Source organism: Dactylosporangium sp. NPDC048998, assembly GCF_043197855.1.
GTDB lineage: Bacteria > Actinomycetota > Actinomycetes > Mycobacteriales > Micromonosporaceae > Dactylosporangium.
On record NZ_JBICTV010000039.1, the window covers coordinates 19381 to 39210 of the forward strand.

At 71.9% G+C, this 19830-nt stretch carries 19 protein-coding genes; 10 read left to right on the forward strand and 9 right to left on the reverse strand.

The window, feature by feature from the left end; translation table 11 throughout:
* Nucleotides 1–20: 20 nt before the first annotated feature.
* From ACGFI8_RS41975 to ACGFI8_RS41985, 3 genes are read right to left on the reverse strand one after another with little or no spacing between them, the layout of a single operon-like run.
* Nucleotides 21–845 (reverse strand): ABC transporter permease, encoded by an 825-nt coding sequence (locus tag ACGFI8_RS41975; protein WP_392813346.1) that lies wholly within the window; start codon nt 843–845, stop codon nt 21–23.
* A 26-nt stretch (nt 846–871) separates the two neighbouring features.
* A complete protein-coding gene (modA, locus tag ACGFI8_RS41980) occupies nt 872–1672 on the reverse strand; it encodes a molybdate ABC transporter substrate-binding protein (protein WP_392813348.1) in 801 nt (266 codons plus the stop codon).
* A gap of 11 nt (nt 1673–1683) precedes the next feature.
* Nucleotides 1684–2109 (reverse strand): molybdopterin-binding protein, encoded by a 426-nt coding sequence (locus ACGFI8_RS41985; RefSeq protein ID WP_392813284.1) that lies wholly within the window; start codon nt 2107–2109, stop codon nt 1684–1686.
* A 104-nt stretch (nt 2110–2213) separates the two neighbouring features.
* Between ACGFI8_RS41985 and ACGFI8_RS41990 the strand changes: the two genes are divergently transcribed.
* Together ACGFI8_RS41990 and ACGFI8_RS41995 are read left to right on the forward strand one after the other, a co-directional pair.
* Nucleotides 2214–2789 carry a hypothetical protein gene (locus ACGFI8_RS41990; RefSeq protein ID WP_392813286.1) on the forward strand — a complete coding sequence of 192 codons (576 nt, stop codon included), beginning with the start codon at nt 2214–2216 and terminating at the stop codon, nt 2787–2789.
* Between the two features lie 51 nt (nt 2790–2840).
* Nucleotides 2841–3404: an NUDIX hydrolase gene (locus tag ACGFI8_RS41995; protein ID WP_392813288.1), complete on the forward strand. Its 564-nt coding sequence runs from the start codon at nt 2841–2843 to the stop codon at nt 3402–3404.
* A 36-nt stretch (nt 3405–3440) separates the two neighbouring features.
* On the opposite strand, the gene ACGFI8_RS42000 is transcribed toward ACGFI8_RS41995, so the two are convergent.
* The gene (locus ACGFI8_RS42000) at nt 3441–4046 is read right to left on the reverse strand and encodes a CGNR zinc finger domain-containing protein (protein ID WP_392813289.1); all 606 of its coding nucleotides are present in this window, start codon (nt 4044–4046) and stop codon (nt 3441–3443) included.
* Nucleotides 4047–4110: 64 nt separating this feature from the next.
* Between ACGFI8_RS42000 and ACGFI8_RS42005 the strand changes: the two genes are divergently transcribed.
* A complete protein-coding gene (locus tag ACGFI8_RS42005; RefSeq protein ID WP_392813291.1) occupies nt 4111–4860 on the forward strand; it encodes an alpha/beta hydrolase in 750 nt (249 codons plus the stop codon).
* 19 nt (nt 4861–4879) lie between these two features.
* On the opposite strand, the gene ACGFI8_RS42010 is transcribed toward ACGFI8_RS42005, so the two are convergent.
* Nucleotides 4880–6217, reverse strand: coding sequence for a condensation domain-containing protein (locus ACGFI8_RS42010; protein ID WP_392813293.1), 1338 nt, complete (start codon nt 6215–6217; stop codon nt 4880–4882).
* Between the two features lie 73 nt (nt 6218–6290).
* On the reverse strand, nt 6291–6785 hold the full coding sequence (locus tag ACGFI8_RS42015) for a YcxB family protein (RefSeq protein WP_392813295.1): 495 nt from the start codon (nt 6783–6785) through the stop codon (nt 6291–6293).
* Between the two features lie 333 nt (nt 6786–7118).
* Here ACGFI8_RS42015 and ACGFI8_RS42020 point away from each other — a divergent pair, with 333 nt between their 5' ends.
* The 3 genes from ACGFI8_RS42020 to ACGFI8_RS42030 are packed head-to-tail and all read left to right on the forward strand — an operon-like array spanning nt 7119 to nt 9225.
* Nucleotides 7119–7514 (forward strand): DNA-binding protein, encoded by a 396-nt coding sequence (locus tag ACGFI8_RS42020; protein WP_392813297.1) that lies wholly within the window; start codon nt 7119–7121, stop codon nt 7512–7514.
* Nucleotides 7511–8650, forward strand: a complete 1140-nt coding sequence (locus ACGFI8_RS42025; RefSeq protein ID WP_392813299.1) for a PEP/pyruvate-binding domain-containing protein — start codon at nt 7511–7513, stop codon at nt 8648–8650. The genes ACGFI8_RS42020 and ACGFI8_RS42025 overlap by 4 nt, the downstream gene beginning before the upstream one ends.
* On the forward strand, nt 8647–9225 hold the full coding sequence (locus tag ACGFI8_RS42030) for a transcriptional regulator (RefSeq protein ID WP_392813300.1): 579 nt from the start codon (nt 8647–8649) through the stop codon (nt 9223–9225). The genes ACGFI8_RS42025 and ACGFI8_RS42030 overlap by 4 nt, the downstream gene beginning before the upstream one ends.
* Nucleotides 9226–9279: 54 nt before the next feature.
* On the opposite strand, the gene ACGFI8_RS42035 is transcribed toward ACGFI8_RS42030, so the two are convergent.
* The 3 genes from ACGFI8_RS42035 to ACGFI8_RS42045 are packed head-to-tail and all read right to left on the reverse strand — an operon-like array spanning nt 9280 to nt 13875.
* On the reverse strand, nt 9280–11454 hold the full coding sequence (locus ACGFI8_RS42035) for an MMPL family transporter (RefSeq protein WP_392813302.1): 2175 nt from the start codon (nt 11452–11454) through the stop codon (nt 9280–9282).
* Between the two features lie 10 nt (nt 11455–11464).
* Nucleotides 11465–13456 carry a multicopper oxidase family protein gene (locus ACGFI8_RS42040; RefSeq protein WP_392813303.1) on the reverse strand — a complete coding sequence of 664 codons (1992 nt, stop codon included), beginning with the start codon at nt 13454–13456 and terminating at the stop codon, nt 11465–11467.
* Nucleotides 13453–13875: a DUF6220 domain-containing protein gene (locus ACGFI8_RS42045; RefSeq protein WP_392813304.1), complete on the reverse strand. Its 423-nt coding sequence runs from the start codon at nt 13873–13875 to the stop codon at nt 13453–13455. Before ACGFI8_RS42045 ends, ACGFI8_RS42040 begins: the two co-directional genes overlap by 4 nt.
* Nucleotides 13876–14039: 164 nt before the next feature.
* Between ACGFI8_RS42045 and ACGFI8_RS42050 the strand changes: the two genes are divergently transcribed.
* The 4 genes from ACGFI8_RS42050 to helR all read left to right on the forward strand — a co-directional run bounded on the left by ACGFI8_RS42050 (nt 14040) and on the right by helR (nt 19822).
* Complete coding sequence (locus tag ACGFI8_RS42050) at nt 14040–15272, forward strand: sensor histidine kinase (protein WP_392813306.1); 1233 nt, start codon at nt 14040–14042, stop codon at nt 15270–15272.
* Complete coding sequence (locus ACGFI8_RS42055; RefSeq protein ID WP_392813307.1) at nt 15269–15967, forward strand: response regulator; 699 nt, start codon at nt 15269–15271, stop codon at nt 15965–15967. Before ACGFI8_RS42050 ends, ACGFI8_RS42055 begins: the two co-directional genes overlap by 4 nt.
* A 151-nt stretch (nt 15968–16118) precedes the next feature.
* Nucleotides 16119–17540, forward strand: a complete 1422-nt coding sequence (locus ACGFI8_RS42060; RefSeq protein ID WP_392813309.1) for a serine/threonine-protein kinase — start codon at nt 16119–16121, stop codon at nt 17538–17540.
* Nucleotides 17541–17683: 143 nt separating this feature from the next.
* Complete coding sequence (gene helR / locus ACGFI8_RS42065) at nt 17684–19822, forward strand: RNA polymerase recycling motor ATPase HelR (RefSeq protein WP_392813311.1); 2139 nt, start codon at nt 17684–17686, stop codon at nt 19820–19822.
* The last annotated feature ends 8 nt before the right edge of the window (nt 19823–19830 follow it).

Genomic DNA, 19830 nt, shown 5'->3' on the forward strand with positions numbered 1-19830 from the left:
GGTGGGTTCGGGTGGGGCGGTCACGGGGCGGTGATCCACCGGTCGCGCAGCCCGGCCAGGATGGCCACGGAGACGGTGAGCAGCACGAGGCTGAGCACCACGGCTCCGTCGAGGTCGCCGCCCTCCATGGTCTGGTAGACCGCCAGCGGCATGGTCTGGGTGATGCCGGGGTAGTTGCCGGCGAAGGTGATGGTCGCGCCGAACTCGCCGAGTGCCCGGGCCCAGCCCAGCACGGCGCCGGCGGCGATGCCGGGTGCGACCAGCGGCAGCGTCACGTGGGTGAACGTGGTCCAGCGTCCGGCGCCGAGGGTGGCGGCGGCTTCCTCGTAGCGGCGGTCGGCGCCGCGCAGGGCGCCTTCGACGGCGATGATGAGGAACGGCATGGCCACGAACGCCTCGGCGATCACGACGCCGGTGGTGGTGAACGGCAGCGTGACGCCGACGGTGCGGTCGAGCCACGCGCCCAGCAGCCCCCTGCGGCCGAACACGAGCAGCAGCGCGATACCGCCGACGACCGGGGGCAGCACGAGCGGGACGGTGATGAGCGCGCGGATCAGCCGCCGGCCCGGGAAGTCGACCCGTGCCAGCAGCCAGGCGAGGGGCACGCCGAGCGCCAGGCAGAGCAGGGTGGCGAGGGTGGCGCATTGCAGGGACAGGCGCAGGGCGGTGAGCACGCCGGGGTCGGTCAGCCGTTGCGGCAGCGTGGTCCACGGCGCCCGGATCAGCAGCCCGGCCAGCGGCAGGACGAGAAACAGCAGTCCGAGGGCGGCCGGTACGAGCAGCCCGGCAGGCGCCCGCTGCCCGAGCCTCCCGCGGCGGGGCGGCACGGCGTCCGGCCGCGCCACCCCGGCCTGGTCGATGCCGGTCACGGTCAGGGGGCCTGGAAGCCGGCCTCGGTGAGCACCGCCTTGCCCTTGTCCGACAGTACGTAGGCGACGAACGCCTTCGCCCCGGCGGCGTTCTTGGCGTCCTTGAGCGCCACGATCGGGTACTCGTTGATCGCGCCCGCCGACTCGGGGAACTCCACGCCGTCGACGTTGTTCGAGGCGGCTTTGGCGTCGGTGCGGTACACCAGCGCTGCGTCGACCTCGCCGAGCTTCACCTTGGACAGGGCGGCCTTGACGTCCTGCTCCAGGGTGACCGGGGTCAGCTTGACGCTCGCCGCGTCGAGCGCCTTCTTCGCCGCCGCTCCGCAGGGGACCTGCTCGGCGCAGAGCGCGACCTTCACCCCGGGCTTGGTCAGGTCGGCCAGGCCCTTGACGCCCTTGGGGTTGCCCTTCGGCACGGCGATGACGAGCTGGTTCTTCACGAACGTGGTCGGGGTGCCGTCACCGTTGCCGGCGTCGGTGACGGTCTTCATGTTCGCGGGTGCGGCGGAGGCGAACACGTCCGCCGGGGCGCCCTGGTTGATCTGGGTGGCCAGGGCAGAGCTGCCCGCGAAGTTGAACTTCACCGTGGAGCCGGGGTTCGCCGCTTCGAAATCCTTGCCGATCTTGGTGAACGACTCGGTCAGCGAGGCCGCGGCGAAGACGTTCACCGTGCCGGTGACACCGGTGGCGGCGCTGCCGCCGGTCGCGGCGCCGGTCGGGCCGGTCGTGGCGGTGTCGTTGCCGCCGCAGCCGGTCAGCGCCACGAGTGCACTGGCCGCCACCGCGGTCACCGCGACGCGCAGGCGATGTGGTCTCACGTTGTGGTCCTCCCTCGAGGCGCCACGGGGGGCGTGGCGCGTTCCACCATGACCGTGGTCGACTTGATCACGGCCACCGCGACCGAACCGACCTGCAGGTCAAGCTCGTCGACGGCCTCGCGGCTCATCAGCGACACCAGCCGGAACGGCCCGGCCTGGATGTCGACCTGCGCCATGACGGTGTCCTTCACCACGGCGGTGACGATGCCGCGCAGCCGGTTGCGCGCCGACGACATCTCGGTGCGTTCGTCCGGCTCACCACCCTGACCTCGGACGAACGCGGCCAGTTCCGCGCCGTCGATCGTGCGATGGCCGTGCTCGTCCCGCGTCGCCGACAGCCGGCCCGCGTCGACCCACCGCCGGACCGTGTCTGCGCTGACCCCGAGCAGCTCGGCCGCTTCCCCGATCCGGAACACCGTCACGAGGACCACCCTACCGCCCGGCATTTGCGACCGCGAATAGGCTTTTCGCCCCGCATCCACGGCCGCTGCTGGCCTTAACACTGCCGCATCTGCATGATTGAGTCATGGTCGGCGAACCGGGGGACGCACCCGTCCGTGCCGCCCTGAGCGGCGAGCAACAGCATCGGTGGTCGACCGTGCTCGCCCACCTCATCGCCGCACTGCCCGACGACGACGCCCGGGTCGCGGTCGACGGCTTCGACGGCGGCGCCGGTGTGTTCGCCGATCAGCTCGCCGCCCGGCTGCGGGCCGCGGGCCGGCACTGCGTACGACTCACCGCCGAGACATGCGCCACCGACGACGGCTGGCAGACCCGCATCCCCGGCGCCGTCGTCATCGCCGACGGCGTCCGCTCGGGCGACCGGCTGCCGGCCACCGCGTGGCACCTGACCGTCTGGGTCCGCACCCCACCGGCCGGCCCGGCGCAGAGGGGATACGGTGGCGAGCACGCCGACGCCGTCGTCGACCTGCACGATCCGGCCTGGCCGGTGCTGCGCCACCTCAACCCGGCGCTCGCGTCCGGCGACTCGTGGTACCGCACCGAACCCGTACTGCGCCCCTCGGCAGCTCGTACCGGCTGGCACCTGACCAGCTACGACGACCCGGCCCACCGATTCCACGCCATGGCCGTACGCACCTGATCCGCGACAACTGTGATGCGCCGCGTCGCCGGGAACCATAGGCTGCTCGCCATGCCTACCGCCGGTCGATCGCTCGCCGAGCTGCTGCCCCGATACCGGACCGACGACCCGGCCGAGGCGGCCGACGTGGCCCGGGTCCTCGAGCTGCTGCGGACCGTCGACGACCCCTGGGCCCGCTCGATACCGCTGCACGCCACGGCGTCGGCGCTGATCGTGCACCCGGGCACCGGTCGGGTCCTGCTGCGCTGGCACCAGCGACAGCAGGCGTGGCTGCAGGTCGGCGGGCACGGCGACCCGGGCGAGACCGACGCGGTCGGCATCGCGCTGCGGGAGGGCCGCGAGGAGACCGGCCTGACCGACCTGGCGCCCTGGCCCGACGCGGCCGTCGTCCATGTGGCCGTCGTTCAGGTGCCCGCCAAGGGTGACGAACCGGCGCACGAACACGCCGACGTGCGCTTCGTGCTCGCGACCGCCGATCCGGACGCGGCCCGCCCGGAGAGCCCGGACGCGCCGCTGCGCTGGCTCACCATCCCCGAGGCGTACGAGGCCACGACGGAGGTCAACGTCCGCGAAACCCTTTCGCGGGTGGCGCGCCTGATGGACCTGGTCGAGTAACCGGGCCAGCGCTCGCCGCTGCGCCGTCGAACAGCCTCAGCTGCGCGGCTCGCGGATGGCGAGACGGGTGAGGGCTTCGTCGATGGAGTGCGGCTGCTCGATCGGTCCGGTCTGGGTCCGGCGGCGGCTGCGGTACCCGGCCACCTTTGCCCGGTTGCCGCACACCGCCATGTCGCACCAGCGCCCAGCGGCGTTGCGCCCGTGGTCGTAGAACGCCCGCCCGCACGTCGGGTTGGCGCAGAGCTTCAGCCGCTGAAACGTACCGGCATTCACCGCGTCGAGCAGGACGCCGGCCAGCCGGCCGAGCGCGGCGCGGATTCCTGCGGTGTCGGTGGTGATGCCCGTACGCCGAGCCGAAACCAGTCTTGGTACCGCACCGAGCCAGTCCAGCGTCGCATTGAACTCGCGCAGCGGCGTGCCGGGCTCGCCCAGCTCCGCATTGGCGGCGAGCAGCCCGCGCACGGCATGGCGAAACGTACCGGCGCGTTCGACGTCGGCATCGGTGAGCCCGGCGCAGCCCAATTCGTGCGCGGCGAGCCACTGCTCCAGGGCGGCCGCCGAGCCGGCCTCGGGTGCGTTCGCAAAGTCGCGCAGCAGGTCCAGATCGTTCGGGGCGTGTGCGGGGCGTCGGGCAGTCGGCACCGGCCCATTATCCCCTCCCCGAGACTGTAACCACTGTAGCCATACATCGGTTACCATGTCGGCCATGAGAACCGCGTTCGTTGCAGGTGTGACGCTGACGCTCCTGCTCGGGGCGTGTGCCAGCCGGCCGGCCCCGGCCATCGCCGTCTCCTCCCCGTCACCATCCCCCTCCCAGCTCGACGGCTGCGTGAACCCGGGTGACGGTGTGCCCGCGGAGCTGCGGGAAAGCGAGATCACCACGGTGACCGCGATCATGCTCGGGACCGGCACCCGAGGCGTGGTGCTGACCCCCGAGCACGGCGGCACGATCTGCCAGTGGCTGCCGTTCGGGCGGACGCTCGCCGGCCAGGGGTACCACGTGCTGATCTGGGATCCGGGGCTCGACCCGGTCTCCGAGATCGGCTACTTCACCGGCGTGCTGCGCGCAGCCGGCGCGAACCATGTCGTACTGGTCGGCGCATCCAACGGCGCGAACATCGCCACCTTCGGGGCGGCCCGGGTAAGCCCGCCGGTGGACGGCCTGGCCTGGCTCTCCGGTGAGGACGTGCTGTACGTGGCCGGAAAAGACGCCCGGCCGGTCAGTGAGGCGGCCGGGCAGGTCGTCGTGCCGGTGCTGTTCATCGCCGCCCAGGATGACCCGATGCGCTGCGCGTATGTCGCGGACGAACTGGCCAAGCTCATGCCGGCCAAGCAGAAGCGGGTGCTGGTCGTCCCCGGCGACAAGCACGGCGTGGCGCTGCTCAGCGGGGACTCCCGGTCGGTCGTGACACCAGCGCTGACGGACTTTCTGGACATCCACACCGCGTCCTCGTAACGGCTGCGATGTACGACATTCATTCGCATGACCACGTTCCCAGGGTGCCGGCGGTGGCCACGGCGACGGTCACCGCCTCCATCCCCCGGACGCAGGCCTCCAGCGCCGCCGGCGGCAGGTGCTGGGTGTCGCCGCAGATGTCGAGCTGTACCGTGTCCGGGTTGTCGCTGATGGTCAGAAACAGCCGCTCGTTGGGCCGGTCCTGCCGGGACATCCAATGGAATGCCGTCCCGGCCAGCGCGGCGCGCACCTGATCCGTGGTCGGCAGCGGCTCGGCGGAGGCCGGGCTCGGCGGCCTGCGGTCGTTGAAATAACAGGCGATGTCCACCTCCTCGCCCCGTTGCCGGCTCACCCGCTCGAGGAGTGCGTCGAGGTCGTCGGGGTCGTAATAGGCGTGCTTGTACGCGGCCAGCGCCCGCTGCCCGGTCCTGGTCACGGCCTCGTTGAAGGGCAGGTCCGCGACGTCCAGGACACAGAGTGCGGGCTGGCTGACCGGGCTCACGGTGTCGGCCAGCGGCCGGCGGAAGCGGTTGCTGACCACCACCCGCACCACCACCGGGTGGATGCCGGTGGCCGCGGCGAGCGCGACGGCGAACGCGGTCAGCAGCACCGTCGTGCGGTCCGTGCCGGTACGCCGGGCGATCACCAGCGCCGCGAGATGCAACGCACGGGACGCGAACCCGGCCTGCCAGTGTCGTGGCCGGCGCGGATCGAGCGGGCCGGGGAAGCGGCGCGGCGCGATGGCCAACAGCGCCTTCTCCCAGTGCCGCAGCGCCGCGGCGGACTGCCGTTGCCCGGCCGCGGAGCGCTGCCACCGGGCCTGCTCGAGCGGCTGCATCGCGGTCGGCTCGGTGTCCGACCGGCGCCCGGCGCGATGCCATCGCGCCACCTCGTCCGCCAGCACCATGCCGCCGAAACCGTCGTTGACGAGGTGACACACCACCGTGACCTGGTGGGTCAGCGCGCCCCGGTGCCGGATCACCGCGGTCCGGACCGGCCAGTCCCGTTCGAAGTCGAAGCCGGTCTCGTGCAGGCGGCGGCTGACCTCCTCGGCGACCGCGGCCGGATCCCCACCGGCGGGGACGTCGACCACCTCCAGCGGCAGCTCGCCGGATGCCGACAGCACCTGCTGCGGCGGCCCGTCCGGGCGCAGCCGCAGCCGGGTGCGCATCGACGGGAAGCGCTCCATGATGAACCGCAGCTCGGCCGCCACCGCGTCCAGGGTGCTGCCCTCCGGCAGCGGCACCACGATCCCCATGGGCATCCAGGTCCGCTGCCGGACCATCCCGCCCCACAGCTCGCGCTGCCCCCAGCTCAACTCGTCGACGCCGCTGCCGGCACCGTGGAACGGAACCATGATCGAATCCGGCATTCCGCCCCCTGGCCCACCCGACGCATCGACGTCAGGCAGTTTACGGCGTAGGTCTGCTCTAGGCGCCGAGCAGCCCGCGCTCCACCATGAAGGTTCGCAGCGTCTCGACGTCCTCGGCGGACATGAAGCGGCGCGGGATCACGGTTGCCGGCATCCGCCCGACGTACACGATCCAGAACTCGGGGGTGTCCACCACCCGGTCGACCCCGTCCCAGGCGATGCCACCGGACTCGGAGCCGCTGTGCATCATGATGTTGTCGTCGGTGATGTCGTAGCTGCCCTCGACGGCATAGCCACTGGAGCGGCGCCGGGCCCTGGACCGCACCCACGGCGAGTACAGCATCGAGAGCAGGCCGCCCACGACCATCGCGACGTACAGCTGCGAGATCCGTTCGCCCCAGCCGACCACATGCGCGACGGCGAGACCGATGGCCCCGACCGCGAACAGCACCGCGCCGATGTGGCCGTACCTGCGCAGCCGAACACCGCTGAGCACCGCGGCCACCCGGCCCGGGTAAGCGGGATCGGCCGGGACGTCAAATCGGATGTGCACGCCAGAAACGATAACGCCCGGGCAGCGCCTGGCAGCGCCCGGCGGATCGGCCGCGTTCTCATCGGTTCGGACGGCGGGCCGGGACGCGCCGTGCCCGCCGTTAGCGGGTGCCGCCGGGGCCGATCCAGCGTTCGAGGCGCCCGGTGAGCGCGGCGCACAGTGCCGGCGCGACGCGGATCGGGTGCAGGACGACGCCGGGCAGACGACGCCGTCGATGTCGAGTACGAGGGCGGTGTGCATGGCGGATATCCAATCGGCCGGTCCGGTGCGGTACGACGGTAGCTTCTTCAACAGTCTGTTGACAAACAGATTGTTGAAGGACACGCTGGGGGCATGCATGAAGGATCGGACGATCAGTCCGCGGGGGCCGTCGAACAGTGGGCGCGGGACCGGCTGTCCGCCCGCGGCGGCACCGACCTGCCCCGGTTGCCCTGGCTGGCCGACGGCCAGCCGCACGACGCGTTCACGCTGATCCGACAGGCGCTGTGGCGAGCCAACACCGACCGGGGGACGCTGGAGCTGCCCGACGACCTGCTGGCCGCGATCGCGCTGCTGGCCGCCGCCCGCGCCGAGCTCGACCAGCTCGAGGCGGGCCTGCTGTTCGTCGCTCGCGCCGAGGGGTTGACCTGGGCCCAAGTCGCGCGCCCGCTGGGCCTGCGGACCGCCCAGGCGGCGCAGCAGCGGCACGAGCGCGTGCTGGCGCGGCTCGGCGAGGACGCCGGTTCGTGAGCGTCGTCCCGCTCATCGACGCCGGCCCCGCGTGCGGCCGCAAGGCTCACGGCCTCGCCACACTGCTGCGCGCCGGTCTTCCCGTCCCGGACGGGTTCGTCGTCACCGACCCGGCCGTCGACCCCAGGGTGGTCGCGGAGCACCTGGGCCGGCTGCGCCGCCGGGCGGTCGCGGTCCGGTCGTCGGGATTGACCGAGGACTCCGCGACGGCGTCCTTCGCCGGGCAGCTGGAAACCGTCCTCGGCGCCCGGGGCCTCGACGAGGTCCTGGCCGCGCTCCGGCGCTGCGCCGCCTCGCCGCGCACGGACCGGGCGCGCAGCTATCGGGCCCACCTCGACCTCGACGACGAGCCCGCCGCGCCGGTGCTCGTGCAGGAGCTCGTCGAGGCCGACCACGCGGGCGTGCTGTTCACCCGCGACCCCCGCACCGGCACCGACGCGGTGGTGATCAACGCCTCCTGGGGCCTCGGGGAGTCCGTCGTCTCCGGCGCGGTGGTCCCCGACGAGGTCGTCGTGACCGCGCCGGCGGACACCGTCCGGGTCACCGTCGGGGCCAAACAGACCCGGCTCGACCTGCGCGAGCACGGGCTGGTCCGCTCGCCCGTCCCCGCATCGGACCGGGTCCGCGGCTGCGTGACACCCGACGAGGTACCCCGGCTCGTCGCGCTCGGCCGGCGATGTGAGGACCTCTTCGGCCGGCCCCAGGACGTCGAGTGGGCGGCTCGCGACAGCCGGATCTGGCTGCTGCAGGCACGCCCGATCACCGCCCTCGGCGCCCCGGCGGCCGCCGGTGGCCGGGGTTCGGCTCCCTCACTGGTCACCGGTGTGCCCAGCAGCCCGGGCCGGGCGCGGGGACCGGCACGCCTCGTGCGCTCGATCGACGACTTCTCCCGCGTCCGGCGCGGCGACATCCTGGTGTGCCGGACCACCGACCCTGCCTGGACCCCGCTGTTCCGCCTCGCCGCCGCCGTCGTCACCGAGACCGGCGGCGTCCTCAGCCACGCCGCCATCGTCGCGCGGGAGTTCGGGATCCCCGCCGTCGTCGGCGCCGGCGAGGCGATGGCCAGCCTGACCGACGGCGCACCCGTCACCGTCGACGGCACCGCCGGCACGATCACCGCAGGATGTGGCCGATGACCCACCCGTCCCCCACCGACCTGCTGGTCCTCCACGCGGTGCGACTCAAGGGATTCGCCGGCACCGCCGCCGTCGCCGCCCGATTCGGCCTCGACACCGGCCAGACCCGCGAGGACCTCCTCGACGCCCAGGCACACGGCCGGGTCAGCAGGTCGTCCTTCGCCGACCTGGCCGGGTGGTCGCTCACCGGCACCGGGCGGCGGCACAACGAGGCACAACTGCGCGACGAGCTCGACCGCGCCGGCGCCCACGGGACCGTCGCCGCCGTCCACGAGCAGTTCCTGCCGCTCAACGCCCGAGCGTCCCAGATCTTCACCGCGTGGCAGCTGGACTCCGGCGGTCCCGCGGGCACCTTCCACCAGCTCGACCGCCTCGCCGACGAGCTGCGCGACCTCGAACTGCCCCTGGCCGCACACCTGGCCCGGTTCGCCGGCTACCACGACCGGTTCACCGCCGCGCTGGCCCGGGCCCGCCACGACCCGGCGTGGATCACCGGCATCGAGGTCGACTCGTGTCACCGGGTCTGGTTCGAGCTCCACGAGGACCTGATCGCCACGCTCGGCATCACCCGGTAGCCCGCGAGATCGCGCGCGGCGGCGCGGCCGACCGCCGCGCCGCCGCGGTCCCGGTCAACGTGCGTCTGCCCCGACCCTGGCCGGCGAGGCCGAGGTCGCCTCCGATGCCCGGCGTCCGGGCATCCACCAGTTGGCCTTGCCGCACAGTTCCATCACCGCGGGGACGAGAACCATCCGGATGATGGTGGCGTCGACGAGCACGGCGACGGCCATGCCCAGGCCGATCTGCTTGATCGAGACGTCGGGGCCGAGCAGGGCGGTCGTGAAGATGGCGATCATGATGGCGGCCGCGGCCGTGATGACCTTGGCGGTCCGCGCCAGCCCGCGAGTGACGGCCCGGCGGGTGTCGCCCGTGCGCTCGTACTCCTCGCGGACCCGTGAGATCAGGAAGACCTCGTAGTCCATCGACAGGCCGAACAGCAGCGGGAACATCATCATCGGCACCCAGGTCGTGATCGGCATGGCGACGGGGAAACCGAGGGCCGGGCCCAGCCATCCCCACTGCACGATCGCGACCAGCACGCCGTAGGCGGCGCCGATCGACAGCAGGTTCATCACGGCGGCCTGCAGCGCGATCGTGACCGACCGGACCAGCGCGATCAGCAGCACCAGGGACAGCACGATGACAACCGTGATCATCAGGGGCAGGCGCGAGCCGGTGTCCTCGGCGAAGTCGATCGCGCCGGCGTTCGGGCCGCCGACGTAAACCCGTTCACCCCCGGATGCCCGGGGCAGCACGTCGGCGCGGAGCCTGTGCACCAGGTCCGCGGTCGCCGGATCCTGGTACCCGGTCCTGGGGAAGGCCATGAAGGTGGCGGCCTGCCCGTCCTTGCTGACCCGGGGCTGCGTGACGTAGGCGACGCCCTCGGTCTCCCCGACGGCTTCGACGACGGGACGCAGATCGGCATTCCTGGAGCCGACCTCGGTGGCGAAGATCAGGGGTGCGCCGTAGCCGGGGCCGAAGCCCTCGGAAAGGATCCGGTACGAGGTGTAGCTGCTGCGGTCGTGGGGCTGGACGCTGGCGTCGGGCAGGCTCAGCCGCATCGACAGCGCCGGGGCGGCCAGCAGCAGCAGGCTCGCGCCGGCCAGGACCGCGGCGAGCAGAGGCCGGCGCTGCACCACGCCGGCCCAGCGCTCGGCGGGGGTGCGGCGCTCCCGGGACGGGACACCGTCGGCCTCGCGGCGGCGGGACGCGCGACGGGGCAGGCGCAGCGAATTGATCTTGTGGCCGGTGAAGCCCAGGAACGCCGGCAGCAGGGTGACCGCGGCGATCATCGTCACCAGCACGGCCACCGACGCGCCGATGGCCACGCCGGTCATCATCTTCTGTCCCATGGCGATCAGACCCAGCAGCGCGATCATGACGGTCGTGCCGGCGAACAGCACCGCGTGACCTGCGGTGGTGATGGCCTTGACCGTGGCGCTCTCGGGCTCGTCGCCCTCCTGCAGGCTCTCCTTGTAGCGGGTCACGATGAACAGTGCGTAGTCGATGCCGACCCCGAGCCCGATCAACACGGCGACCAGCACGGTGAAGTCCGGCGAGGGGACCACGTGCCCCACGAGCTTCATCAGGGCGATGCCGCCGAGGAGCGCCATCAGTGCCGTCACGAGCGGCAGGCCCATCGCCACCAGCGACCCGAAGGCGATGAACAGGATCACCGCCGCCGTCAGGATGCCCACGCCCTCGGCGGGGCCCTGCGGGGGCGTCTCGGCCTTTTCCGCCTTGTCCCCGGCCAGCCCCAGCGTCACGCCGTCGCCGGACGCGGCCTTGACCGTGTCCACCAGGGGCTTGACCTCGGACTTCGGCACATCCTTGTCGGTCAGCGGGATGGTCGTACGGGCGATACGACGGTCCTTCGTCACCAGGTTCTCGTCCTCGTACGGCGAGGTTATCGGCCCGGCAACGGGTGACGCGCCCAGATCGGCGATGACCTTCTCGATCTTCTCCCGGGCGGCGGGGTCGTCGATCCCGCGCTCCACCTTGATCGCGAGCGTCAGCGTGTCCCCTTGCCGCTCGGGGAAGTGTTTCGCGATCAGAGCCTGCGCCTTGGCGGAATCGGAGTCTCCACCGGCGTAATCGTTGTCGGACGCGGCGCTGTAGCGGAAACCGATGAACGCCACGGCCATCACGCCGACGATCCAGGTCAGCAGGACCAGGCGGCGGCGCCGATAACAGAACCGGGCCAGTCCCGCCAGCGCTCCATCCGTACGCGGAGCCTCGGTTGTCATCAACTTCTCCTCAGTGAACATGGCCCGCGCTTGCGCCGTGCGAGCCGCCGAACGGCGTCGTGACGCCGTCGTACTGGAGCCGCAGCATCATGCCCTGATGCGCGTGGGGCAGGTTGTGGCAGTGATTCATCCAGATCCCTGGATTCGTGGCGCGGAATGCGACCTCCCACGTCTCGCCCGGCCGGACGTCGAACGTGTCCACCCACAGCGGGCTGCCCGTCGACGGCGTCCCGTCCCTGGACAGGATCAGCACGCGATGGCCGTGCAGGTGCCAGGGGTGCGTTCCCAGGCTTCGGTTGACGACGGTGAACCGGACGATGTCGCCTTCGGCGACGAGCTGGTCGGGGATGGCGGGGTGGCCTCGGCCGTTGACGGTGTGCGCATATGCCGGGCGGCCGTCGACCATGGCCACTCCGCGATCGAGGACCATGGTGAAGTGCCGGTCGGCACGGCGGGGGTCGAAGGGCACGGCGGCCGCGGCTCCGTACCGCAGCAGGTCGAGCTCCGGCAGGCCGGAGGTGTCCTCGATGCGGGCCGCGCCGGGGGCATCGCCGTGCGGGCGCAGGCGCAGTCCGCCGTCACGATCGCCGTCGACGACGAGCGCCACGGACGTGTCCGGCATGAGGAACACCAGGTCGTACCGGCCGCCCGCGGGCAGGCGCAGGCCGACGTCGCTGACCTCGCCGGGCTGGTTGAGGTCCCGGCCGTCGACGGCCGCGATCCGGAACGGGGTTCCGGCGAGGACGATCCGGTGCGGATCCGAGTCGGTGTTGATCAATCGCAGCCGCACGGGTGTACCGGGTGGTGCGAGCTGTTCGGTTCGACCGTCTCCGCCGGCGATCACGACGGTGCCGTCGAAGGTGTGCACGGGCAGGGTCAGGTCCAGCTGCTCCGCCGCGGAGCCGGCTCGCTCTCCGTCGCGCGGTCGCACGACGAGGGTTCCGTACAGCCCCTTGTGCACGCCGACGTGGGACGCGTGATGGGTGTGGTACCAGTAGGTGCCCACCTGGTCGGCGGGGAACCGGTAGACGAAGTCCGCACCGGGTCCCACGACCGTCTGGGTCACACCGGGCGAGCCGTCCTCGCCGCACGGTACGTCGTAGCCGTGCCAGTGCAGGGTCACCCCGTCCTCGATGTCGGCGTTGCTCAGCCGCACTTCGATCAGGTCGCCCTGGGTCGCGGTGATCGCCGGACCCGGGACCTCGCCGTTGTAGGTCCATGCGGCGATCTCCCGTCCGGACGGAAGCCGTACGGTGGCCTTCTTCGCGGTGAGCGCGTGCCGCCGCACGGTGCCGCCCGGCGCCGGTGAGCCGGAGCCCCGCAGGTCGGCCACCGACACGGCCGCCCGGGACGAGCGTCCGGGGCCGCCTCCCGTGGTCACCGATGCGGCGGGCCGCGACGACAGACCGCTACCGGCACCGGCCGCGGTCACCACGACCGCGCCACCGGTCCAGCCGATGAACCGGCGGCGCGAGATCGCGCGCCGGCCCTCCGGCGCCCGTGCGACGCCCGAATCGGCGATGATCTCGGCGGGCGGCGCGACCACACGCGCGGTCAGCAACGCGCCGGCGCCCACGACCGAGATCGTGACCAAGGCCGTGCCCAGGGTGAGCGGGTAGCCGGCCAGGAAGGTCGCCACAAGACCGGCCAGCGCCGCGTAGGCCGCGGTGAGCACCGAGACCACGCCGCCGGCCGACCAGCCGTCGCCCCGCCCCCGCCTCGCCGCGAGCAGCCGCGGGCCGGCGAGCAGCACGGCGCCGGCCGCCGCGGCCCCCAGCATCGGCAGCCCCAGCAGCACCTTCTCCTGGACGAACCACCAGCCCCGGCCGGCCAGCATCGCCACGGTGACCACCCGGACCAGCGTCACGAGCACCGCCGCGACGAGGGCGGCGAGGGCCGGCCGGGTGCGACGCAGCGCCAGCGTGACGCCGGCCGCGAACCACGTGGCGATGCTCAGCAGCGCGACGACGTGGTCCAGGATGATCCACAGCCCGGTGGTCATGGCGCCTGTCGCACGGGTGTGGCCGGCCTGGACAGCTGCCGGGCCTGGCGGACGATCCGCACGGCCACCGCCAGGATGGCCAGACCGTTGAGCGCGTGCAGACCGAAGACGAGCTCGCCGGCGGTCGTGCTGCCGCCGGTGCCGTCGAACGCCGAGGCGATCTCCCGGATCACGGCCTGGACCACCGCGAGCCCGGCGACCAGGCCGCTCATACCGATGAGCCGCCCGGGCATTCGTGCTGTCGCGGCGAAGATGGTGACCAGGACCGCGAGCAGGACGATGCCGGCGCCCAGCGTGCGGTGCGGCTGGAAGGACTCGTCGTTGGGCGCCGTGTCGAACGCACCGCTGGCCGCGAGGAAGAACTGTGCGACGACCGCCAGCAACTGCAGGGTCGCCAGGCCGGCGAAGAATTTACGCATGACGGTGATCGTCGCGCCGGTGCGGCCGCCGTGGCGTCTGGCAGCGGATGGCATCGTCTACGCAATCGCGCGTAGACGATTCGTGTCTCGCTACGCCCGTCGGCGTAGTGGGCCGCGCCTGCGAGCGGAGGATTGCCGGTACGCCAGAACAGTAGGATCACGGCATGAAACGCCGCGCGGTGCCGTTCCCCCTGCGTACGGTGGCGCAAGACGTGATGCTCGCGCTCTTCGTCACCGTGATGCAGGTGCAGGGCACGGTCGCCAAGGTTGCCGCCGAGGGGGCACCGCGTCCGCTCACCGACTTCGGAAACCTCGGATTCGCGCTCCTGGTTGTGAGTGGTCTGGTCGTGACTGTCCGCCGCCGGTGGCCGGTTCCGGTGTTCGTCACCGCCGCGCTCGCGAGCCTGGTGTACTACGGTCTCGACTTCCCGGACGGGCCCGGCTGGCTCGGGCTCTTCGTCGCCCTGTACACCCTCGCCGCCTACGGCGACGGGCGCCGGTCGTTGGTGATCGCCGGTGTGGGCACCACGGCGCTCGCCGTCGGGTGGCTGATCGACGCGGACGGCATCCAGCCACACGCCGCCATCGGCTGGGTGTTCTTCCGCATCGGCGCGTCGGTCATGAGCGCGGCCCTCGGCGAGTCCGTCCGGTCCCGGCGGGTCATCGCGGCCGAGGCTCAGGAGCGTGCGGAACGGGCCGAACGGACCCGCGAGGAAGAAGCGCGGGCGCGGGTCGACGCCGAACGGCTCCGGATCGCGCGCGAGGTCCACGACACCGTCGCGCACGCCATCGCGATCATCAACGTCCAGTCCGGTGTCACCGCGCACGTGCTCGACAAGCGACCGGAACGGGCACGCGAAGCGTTGCAGGCCATCGAGCAGACCAGTTCCCGGGCGCTGCGGGAGATGCGAGCCATCCTCGGCGTGCTCCGTGACGACAGCGACGGCCGCCTGCCGCACCCCGGCCTGGAACAGATCGACGAGCTCACCGCCAAGGCACGCGACGCCGGACTGGACGTCACGCTCGAGGCGGCCTCGCCCGCGACGCCGTTGCCGAGCGCGGTGGGCAGTGCCGCCTACCGGATTCTGCAGGAGTCGATCACCAATGTGATCCGGCACGTCGGCCCGACCCGGGTGACGGTCGCGCTGAACCCGGGGATCGACGTGCTGGAGATCCGGGTGACCGACGAGGGCCGCCGCACCGGGTCCGACGACCACTGCACGGATCGATCGTCCGGGAACGGAACGGACCCGTCGGCCAAGGCCGGCCGCGGCATCCTGGGCATGCGCGAGCGCTGTCAGCTGCTCGGCGGAGAACTCGACGCCAGGCCGACTCCGGGCGGCGGATTCGAGGTCACGGCCCGGCTGCCCCTCGCACCGACCGGGTCGCGGCTATGAGCACAGCGTCCGTGTCACCGTCGACGACCGCTCCGATCAAGGTGCTGCTCGCCGACGACGAAGGGCTCGTGCGATCCGGGTTCAAACTGCTGATCGACGTCGAGGACGACATCACCGTGGTCGCGGAAGCGACCAACGGGGCCGAGGCCGTCGAGCGTGCCCGCACCGCCCGCCCCGACGTCGTCCTCATGGACATCCGCATGCCGAAGCTGGACGGCATCCAGGCCACGACCCAGATCACCGGGACGCACGGGCTGGAGCGCGTCCGGATTCTCATCCTCACCACCTACGACACCGACGCCTACGTGTTCGAAGCACTGCAGGCCGGTGCCAGCGGCTTTCTGCTCAAGGACGCCGGACCGGCCGAACTCCTGCATGCCATCCGGGTGGTCGCCGCGGGAGAGGCCCTGCTCGCACCGCGGATCACCAGACGGCTCATCAGCCAGTTCACCGCGCGGCGAACGGCGGCCAATGCCGCGCAGGACCGGCTCGCGGTGCTCACCGAGCGCGAGCGAGAAGTGCTGGCCCTGGTGGGGCGGGGCCTGAGCAACGACGAGATCGGCGCCGAGCTGTTCCTGAGTCCGGCCACCGCACGGACCCACGTCAGCCATGCGATGACGAAACTGGGTGCTCGTGACCGCGCGCAACTGGTCGTCATCGCCTACCAGACGGGACTGGTCAGCCCCGACGCGTGAGCGCGCAGCGCGCTACGCCGCAGGGCAGGCCGCTCGCCACCGCCGGTGACGCATCGCAGTCGGCCAGGAATCGGCATATTGTCCAGATTCACCGGCATCTGCACAAGAATGTCTGTGGCACACTGTTTGCGTGGTTGAGGTGCCGAGACTGGTGTCTGGTCGATACAGGTTGATCGAACGCGTGCGTGAAGGCGGCACCTCGTTCGTCTGGAGTGCGCAGGACGAGATTCTCCGGCGCCGGGTCGCCGTGAGGCTGCTCGCCGCGAAGCCGCATGACGACGGGCGGCTGCAGGCCGCGGCGCAGTCCGCCGCGGTCCTGAACCATCCGAACGTCAGAGCCGTCTACGACTACGGCGTGGCCGGCGACGAGGCCTTCATCGTGATGGAGCTCGTCGACGGAGTCTCGCTCGCCGACCGGCTCACCAGCGGTCCGCTGCCGTGGCGCGGCGCGGTCGAGATCTGCGCCTACGTCGCCGCCGCACTGTCGGCGGCCCACGCCCGCGGCCTGGCGCACGGCGACGTCACGCCCGAAACGATCATGCTCACCGACGTCGGCGTCAAGGTGGTCGACTTCGGCATCGCCTCGATCGTGGGCGCCCGTGCCGGAGAAGGCAGGTCCGCCTACGTCGCGCCCGAGCGCCGGTCCGGTCCGGCGGACCGCGCCCGGGACCAGGCCGCCGACGTGTACGCCGTCGGCGTCGTGCTGTTCGCGGCGCTGACCGGCCACCCGCCGGCGGCGGGCCGGGCAGGGTTGCTGCGGGACAACCCGGAACCGGCGCCGCTCCCGCTGATCCCGGGGATGCCGCTGGAGGTCGCGGCGCTCTACCAGCAGTGCCTCGCCGCCGAACCGGCCATGCGCCCGTCCTCGGCGGCACTGGCTCACCGCCTCGCAGCCTTGGCAGGTGTACGGCTGGGTGCCGTCGACGTCCGCGTCGTCAAACCGTCGGACGACGAGACCGCCAACCTGGGCGGCACCAGGATGTTGCCGGCGACGGCGGCGGAGCACGCGCCGCGGTCACGGTCCGGCCGGCTGCGGAAGGTGGTCGTGGGCGGCGCCGTGGCCGTGGTGGTCGGTTTTGCCGGGATCGCCGCGGCCGGCGGGCTGATGCGCTCCGGAGGGTCCAGCGAGCTCCAGTGGTCCACCGGGTCCGGTGGGCCCAAATCGGGTGCGTCCGCGTCGAGCCTGCCCGGGGCGGGCGTGACGAGTTCGCCGAGCGGCGGCGCGGGCCAGGCGTCCGCCGGGTCGTGCTCGGTCGCATACCAGGTGAAGCAGGCCTGGGACAACGGCGCCACCGTGTCGCTGTCGATCACCAACACCGGTCGGACGGCGCTGCGGGCGTGGGCCCTCAACTTCGACGTCGACGGTCAGGTGCGCACGGCGTCCGGTTGGAACGGTACGTGGCAGCAGCAGGGCACGGCGGTGACCGTCAGCGGCCTCGACGGCCATCTGGACCTCGGAGCCGGCTCGTCGGTGTCCGACGTCGGCGCCAACATCGACGGCCAGCACGCCGGGACGATTCCCGACGCTTTCGTCCTCAACGGCGTGCGCTGCCAGACGGCGACGCAGCCGTGATCGACGCATCGTCAAAGCATGGAAAGGAACACATCTCTTTCCATTCTTAACCTATAGCGCACCGGGGGACTTGTGGCAAGACCCGGGTCGTGCCGCAGAATCGCTGGCCGAGACCGGAAGCCCACGAAATGGGGAGTCCCGACATGCGTGTGTTCGACCTTCCCGACCACCTCTCCCCCAAGGCCGACCCGAAGCTGATCGCCCGCGACGAGCAGCATTTCGCGGCCGTCGCGGAGAGCCTCGGGCAGTCGATCGCCGAACTGTCCGACCGCATCGATGCCGCGCGCAAGGCAGCCGGCGGCATAGGCCAGCAGGCGATGGACCGGGACCTGGAGATCCACCGGCTGACCGCCCGCCTGCGCGCCCTGCGTCGCTTCGGCCTGGATCTGTGCCTCGGGCACATCGTCGGCGCGGACAACCCCGACCCCGTGTACGTCGGACGGCTCGGCCTCACGGACAGCACGGGTCGCCGGCTGCTGCTCGACTGGCGCTCCCCCGCGGCCGAGCCGTTCTTCGGCGCGACCCACGCCAACCCGATGGGTCTGGCGAGCCGCCGCAGGTACCGCTGGACCCGCGGCCTGATCAGCGACTACTGGGACGAGGTGTTCACCCCGGACGGGTTCGCAGGGCACGCCGCGCTCGACGACCAGTCCGCCTTCATCGCCAGCCTGGGCAGCAGCCGGTCGACCCGGATGCGAGACGTGCTCGCCACCATCCAGGCCGACCAGGACGCCATCATCCGCGCGGGATCCGGCGGCGCTCTCGTCGTCGACGGCGGTCCGGGCACCGGGAAGACCGTCGTCGCGCTGCACCGTACCGCCTACCTCCTCTACAGCGACCCTCGCCTGGGTCACCGCCGGGGCGGCGTGCTGTTCGTCGGTCCGCACCAGCCCTACCTGGCCTACGTCGCCGACGTCCTGCCCAGCCTCGGCGAGGAGGGCGTGCAGACCTGCACCCTGCGGGACCTCGTCGCCGAGGGAGCCTCGGCGACCGTCGAGGCCGACCCGGACGTGGCCCGCCTGAAGTCGTCCGCCGACATGGTGCGGGCGATCGAGGCGGCCGTCAGGTTCTACGAGGAGCCGCCCGCCAAGGCGATGACGGTCACGACCCACGAGTCCGACATCCGGCTGAGCGCCGACGACTGGGCCGACGCGTTCCAGGCGGCGGGGCCCGGCACCCCGCACAACGAGGCGCGCGACCAGATCTGGGAGGAGCTGCTCACGATCCTGATGGACAAGTACGACGGCGACGAACCGGACGACCTGCTGCGCCGGTCGCTGCTGCGCAACAGAGAGCTGCTCACGACGTTCAACCGAGCGTGGCCGCTGCTGGAGGCGGCCGACCTCGTCGCAGACCTGTGGTCGGTACCCGCGTACCTGCGCAGGTGCGCTCCCTGGCTCGGCCCCGACGACGTACAGAAGCTGCGGCGCCAAGACGCACAGGCCTGGACGGTGTCCGACCTGCCGCTCCTGGACGCCGCACGGCAGCGGCTCGGCGACCCGGAGGCGTCACGGCGCCAGCGTCGGCACAGCGCCGCCGTCGCCGCCGAACGCGAGCGCATGACCAGGGTCGTGGACGACCTGATCGATTCCGTCGACGACGAATACGGTGTAGGCCTGGTGACGATGCTTCGTGGCGAGGACTTCCACGACGCCCTGATCGACGAGACCGCGCTGCCCGGCACCGAGCCGGACCGGCTCGCCGGCCCGTTCGCGCACATCGTCGTGGACGAGGCTCAGGAACTGACCGACGCCGAGTGGCAGATGCTGCTGCTGCGCTGCCCGTCCCGCAGCCTCACCATCGTCGGGGACCGCGCCCAGGCCAGGCACGGGTTCACGGAGTCGTGGCAGGAACGGCTCGAACGGATCGGGCTCGACCGGATCAACCTGGCCTCCCTGAGCATCAACTACCGGACGCCGGAAGAGGTCATGACCGAAGCCGAGCCGGTCATCCGGACCGTGCTCCCGGACGCCAACGTGCCGACCTCCATCCGCAGCAGCGGCGTCCCCGTCGTACACGGATCCGCCGCCGATCTGAGCTCGATCCTCGACACCTGGCTCGCCGCGCACGCCGACGGGATCGCCTGCGTCATCGGCGACCCCGCATGCAAGGCGACGTCCCGCGTCCGGTCGCTGACCCCGGAGCTGGCGAAGGGCCTCGAGTTCGACCTGGTCGTCCTCATCGACCCAGAGGAGTTCGGCAGCGGCATCGAGGGCGCGGTCGACCGCTACGTCGCGATGACCCGGGCGACCCAGCAACTCGCCATCCTCACGAGATCCTGACAACGCGA

Excerpts from the sequence above, each read along its gene's own strand:
- ACGFI8_RS41990 (WP_392813286.1), top strand. The coding sequence starts at position 2,214 with ATGGTCGGCGAACCGGGGGACGCACCCGTCCGTGCCGCCCTGAGCGGC.
- ACGFI8_RS41995 (WP_392813288.1), top strand. The coding sequence starts at position 2,841 with ATGCCTACCGCCGGTCGATCGCTCGCCGAGCTGCTGCCCCGATACCGG.
- ACGFI8_RS42005 (WP_392813291.1), top strand. The coding sequence starts at position 4,111 with ATGAGAACCGCGTTCGTTGCAGGTGTGACGCTGACGCTCCTGCTCGGG.
- ACGFI8_RS42010 (WP_392813293.1), bottom strand. The coding sequence starts at position 6,217 with ATGGTTCCGTTCCACGGTGCCGGCAGCGGCGTCGACGAGTTGAGCTGG.
- ACGFI8_RS42020 (WP_392813297.1), top strand. The coding sequence starts at position 7,119 with ATGCATGAAGGATCGGACGATCAGTCCGCGGGGGCCGTCGAACAGTGG.
- ACGFI8_RS42030 (WP_392813300.1), top strand. The coding sequence starts at position 8,647 with ATGACCCACCCGTCCCCCACCGACCTGCTGGTCCTCCACGCGGTGCGA.
- ACGFI8_RS42035 (WP_392813302.1), bottom strand. The coding sequence starts at position 11,454 with ATGACAACCGAGGCTCCGCGTACGGATGGAGCGCTGGCGGGACTGGCC.
- ACGFI8_RS42040 (WP_392813303.1), bottom strand. The coding sequence starts at position 13,456 with ATGACCACCGGGCTGTGGATCATCCTGGACCACGTCGTCGCGCTGCTG.
- ACGFI8_RS42045 (WP_392813304.1), bottom strand. The coding sequence starts at position 13,875 with ATGCGTAAATTCTTCGCCGGCCTGGCGACCCTGCAGTTGCTGGCGGTC.
- ACGFI8_RS42050 (WP_392813306.1), top strand. The coding sequence starts at position 14,040 with ATGAAACGCCGCGCGGTGCCGTTCCCCCTGCGTACGGTGGCGCAAGAC.
- ACGFI8_RS42055 (WP_392813307.1), top strand. The coding sequence starts at position 15,269 with ATGAGCACAGCGTCCGTGTCACCGTCGACGACCGCTCCGATCAAGGTG.
- helR (WP_392813311.1), top strand. The coding sequence starts at position 17,684 with ATGCGTGTGTTCGACCTTCCCGACCACCTCTCCCCCAAGGCCGACCCG.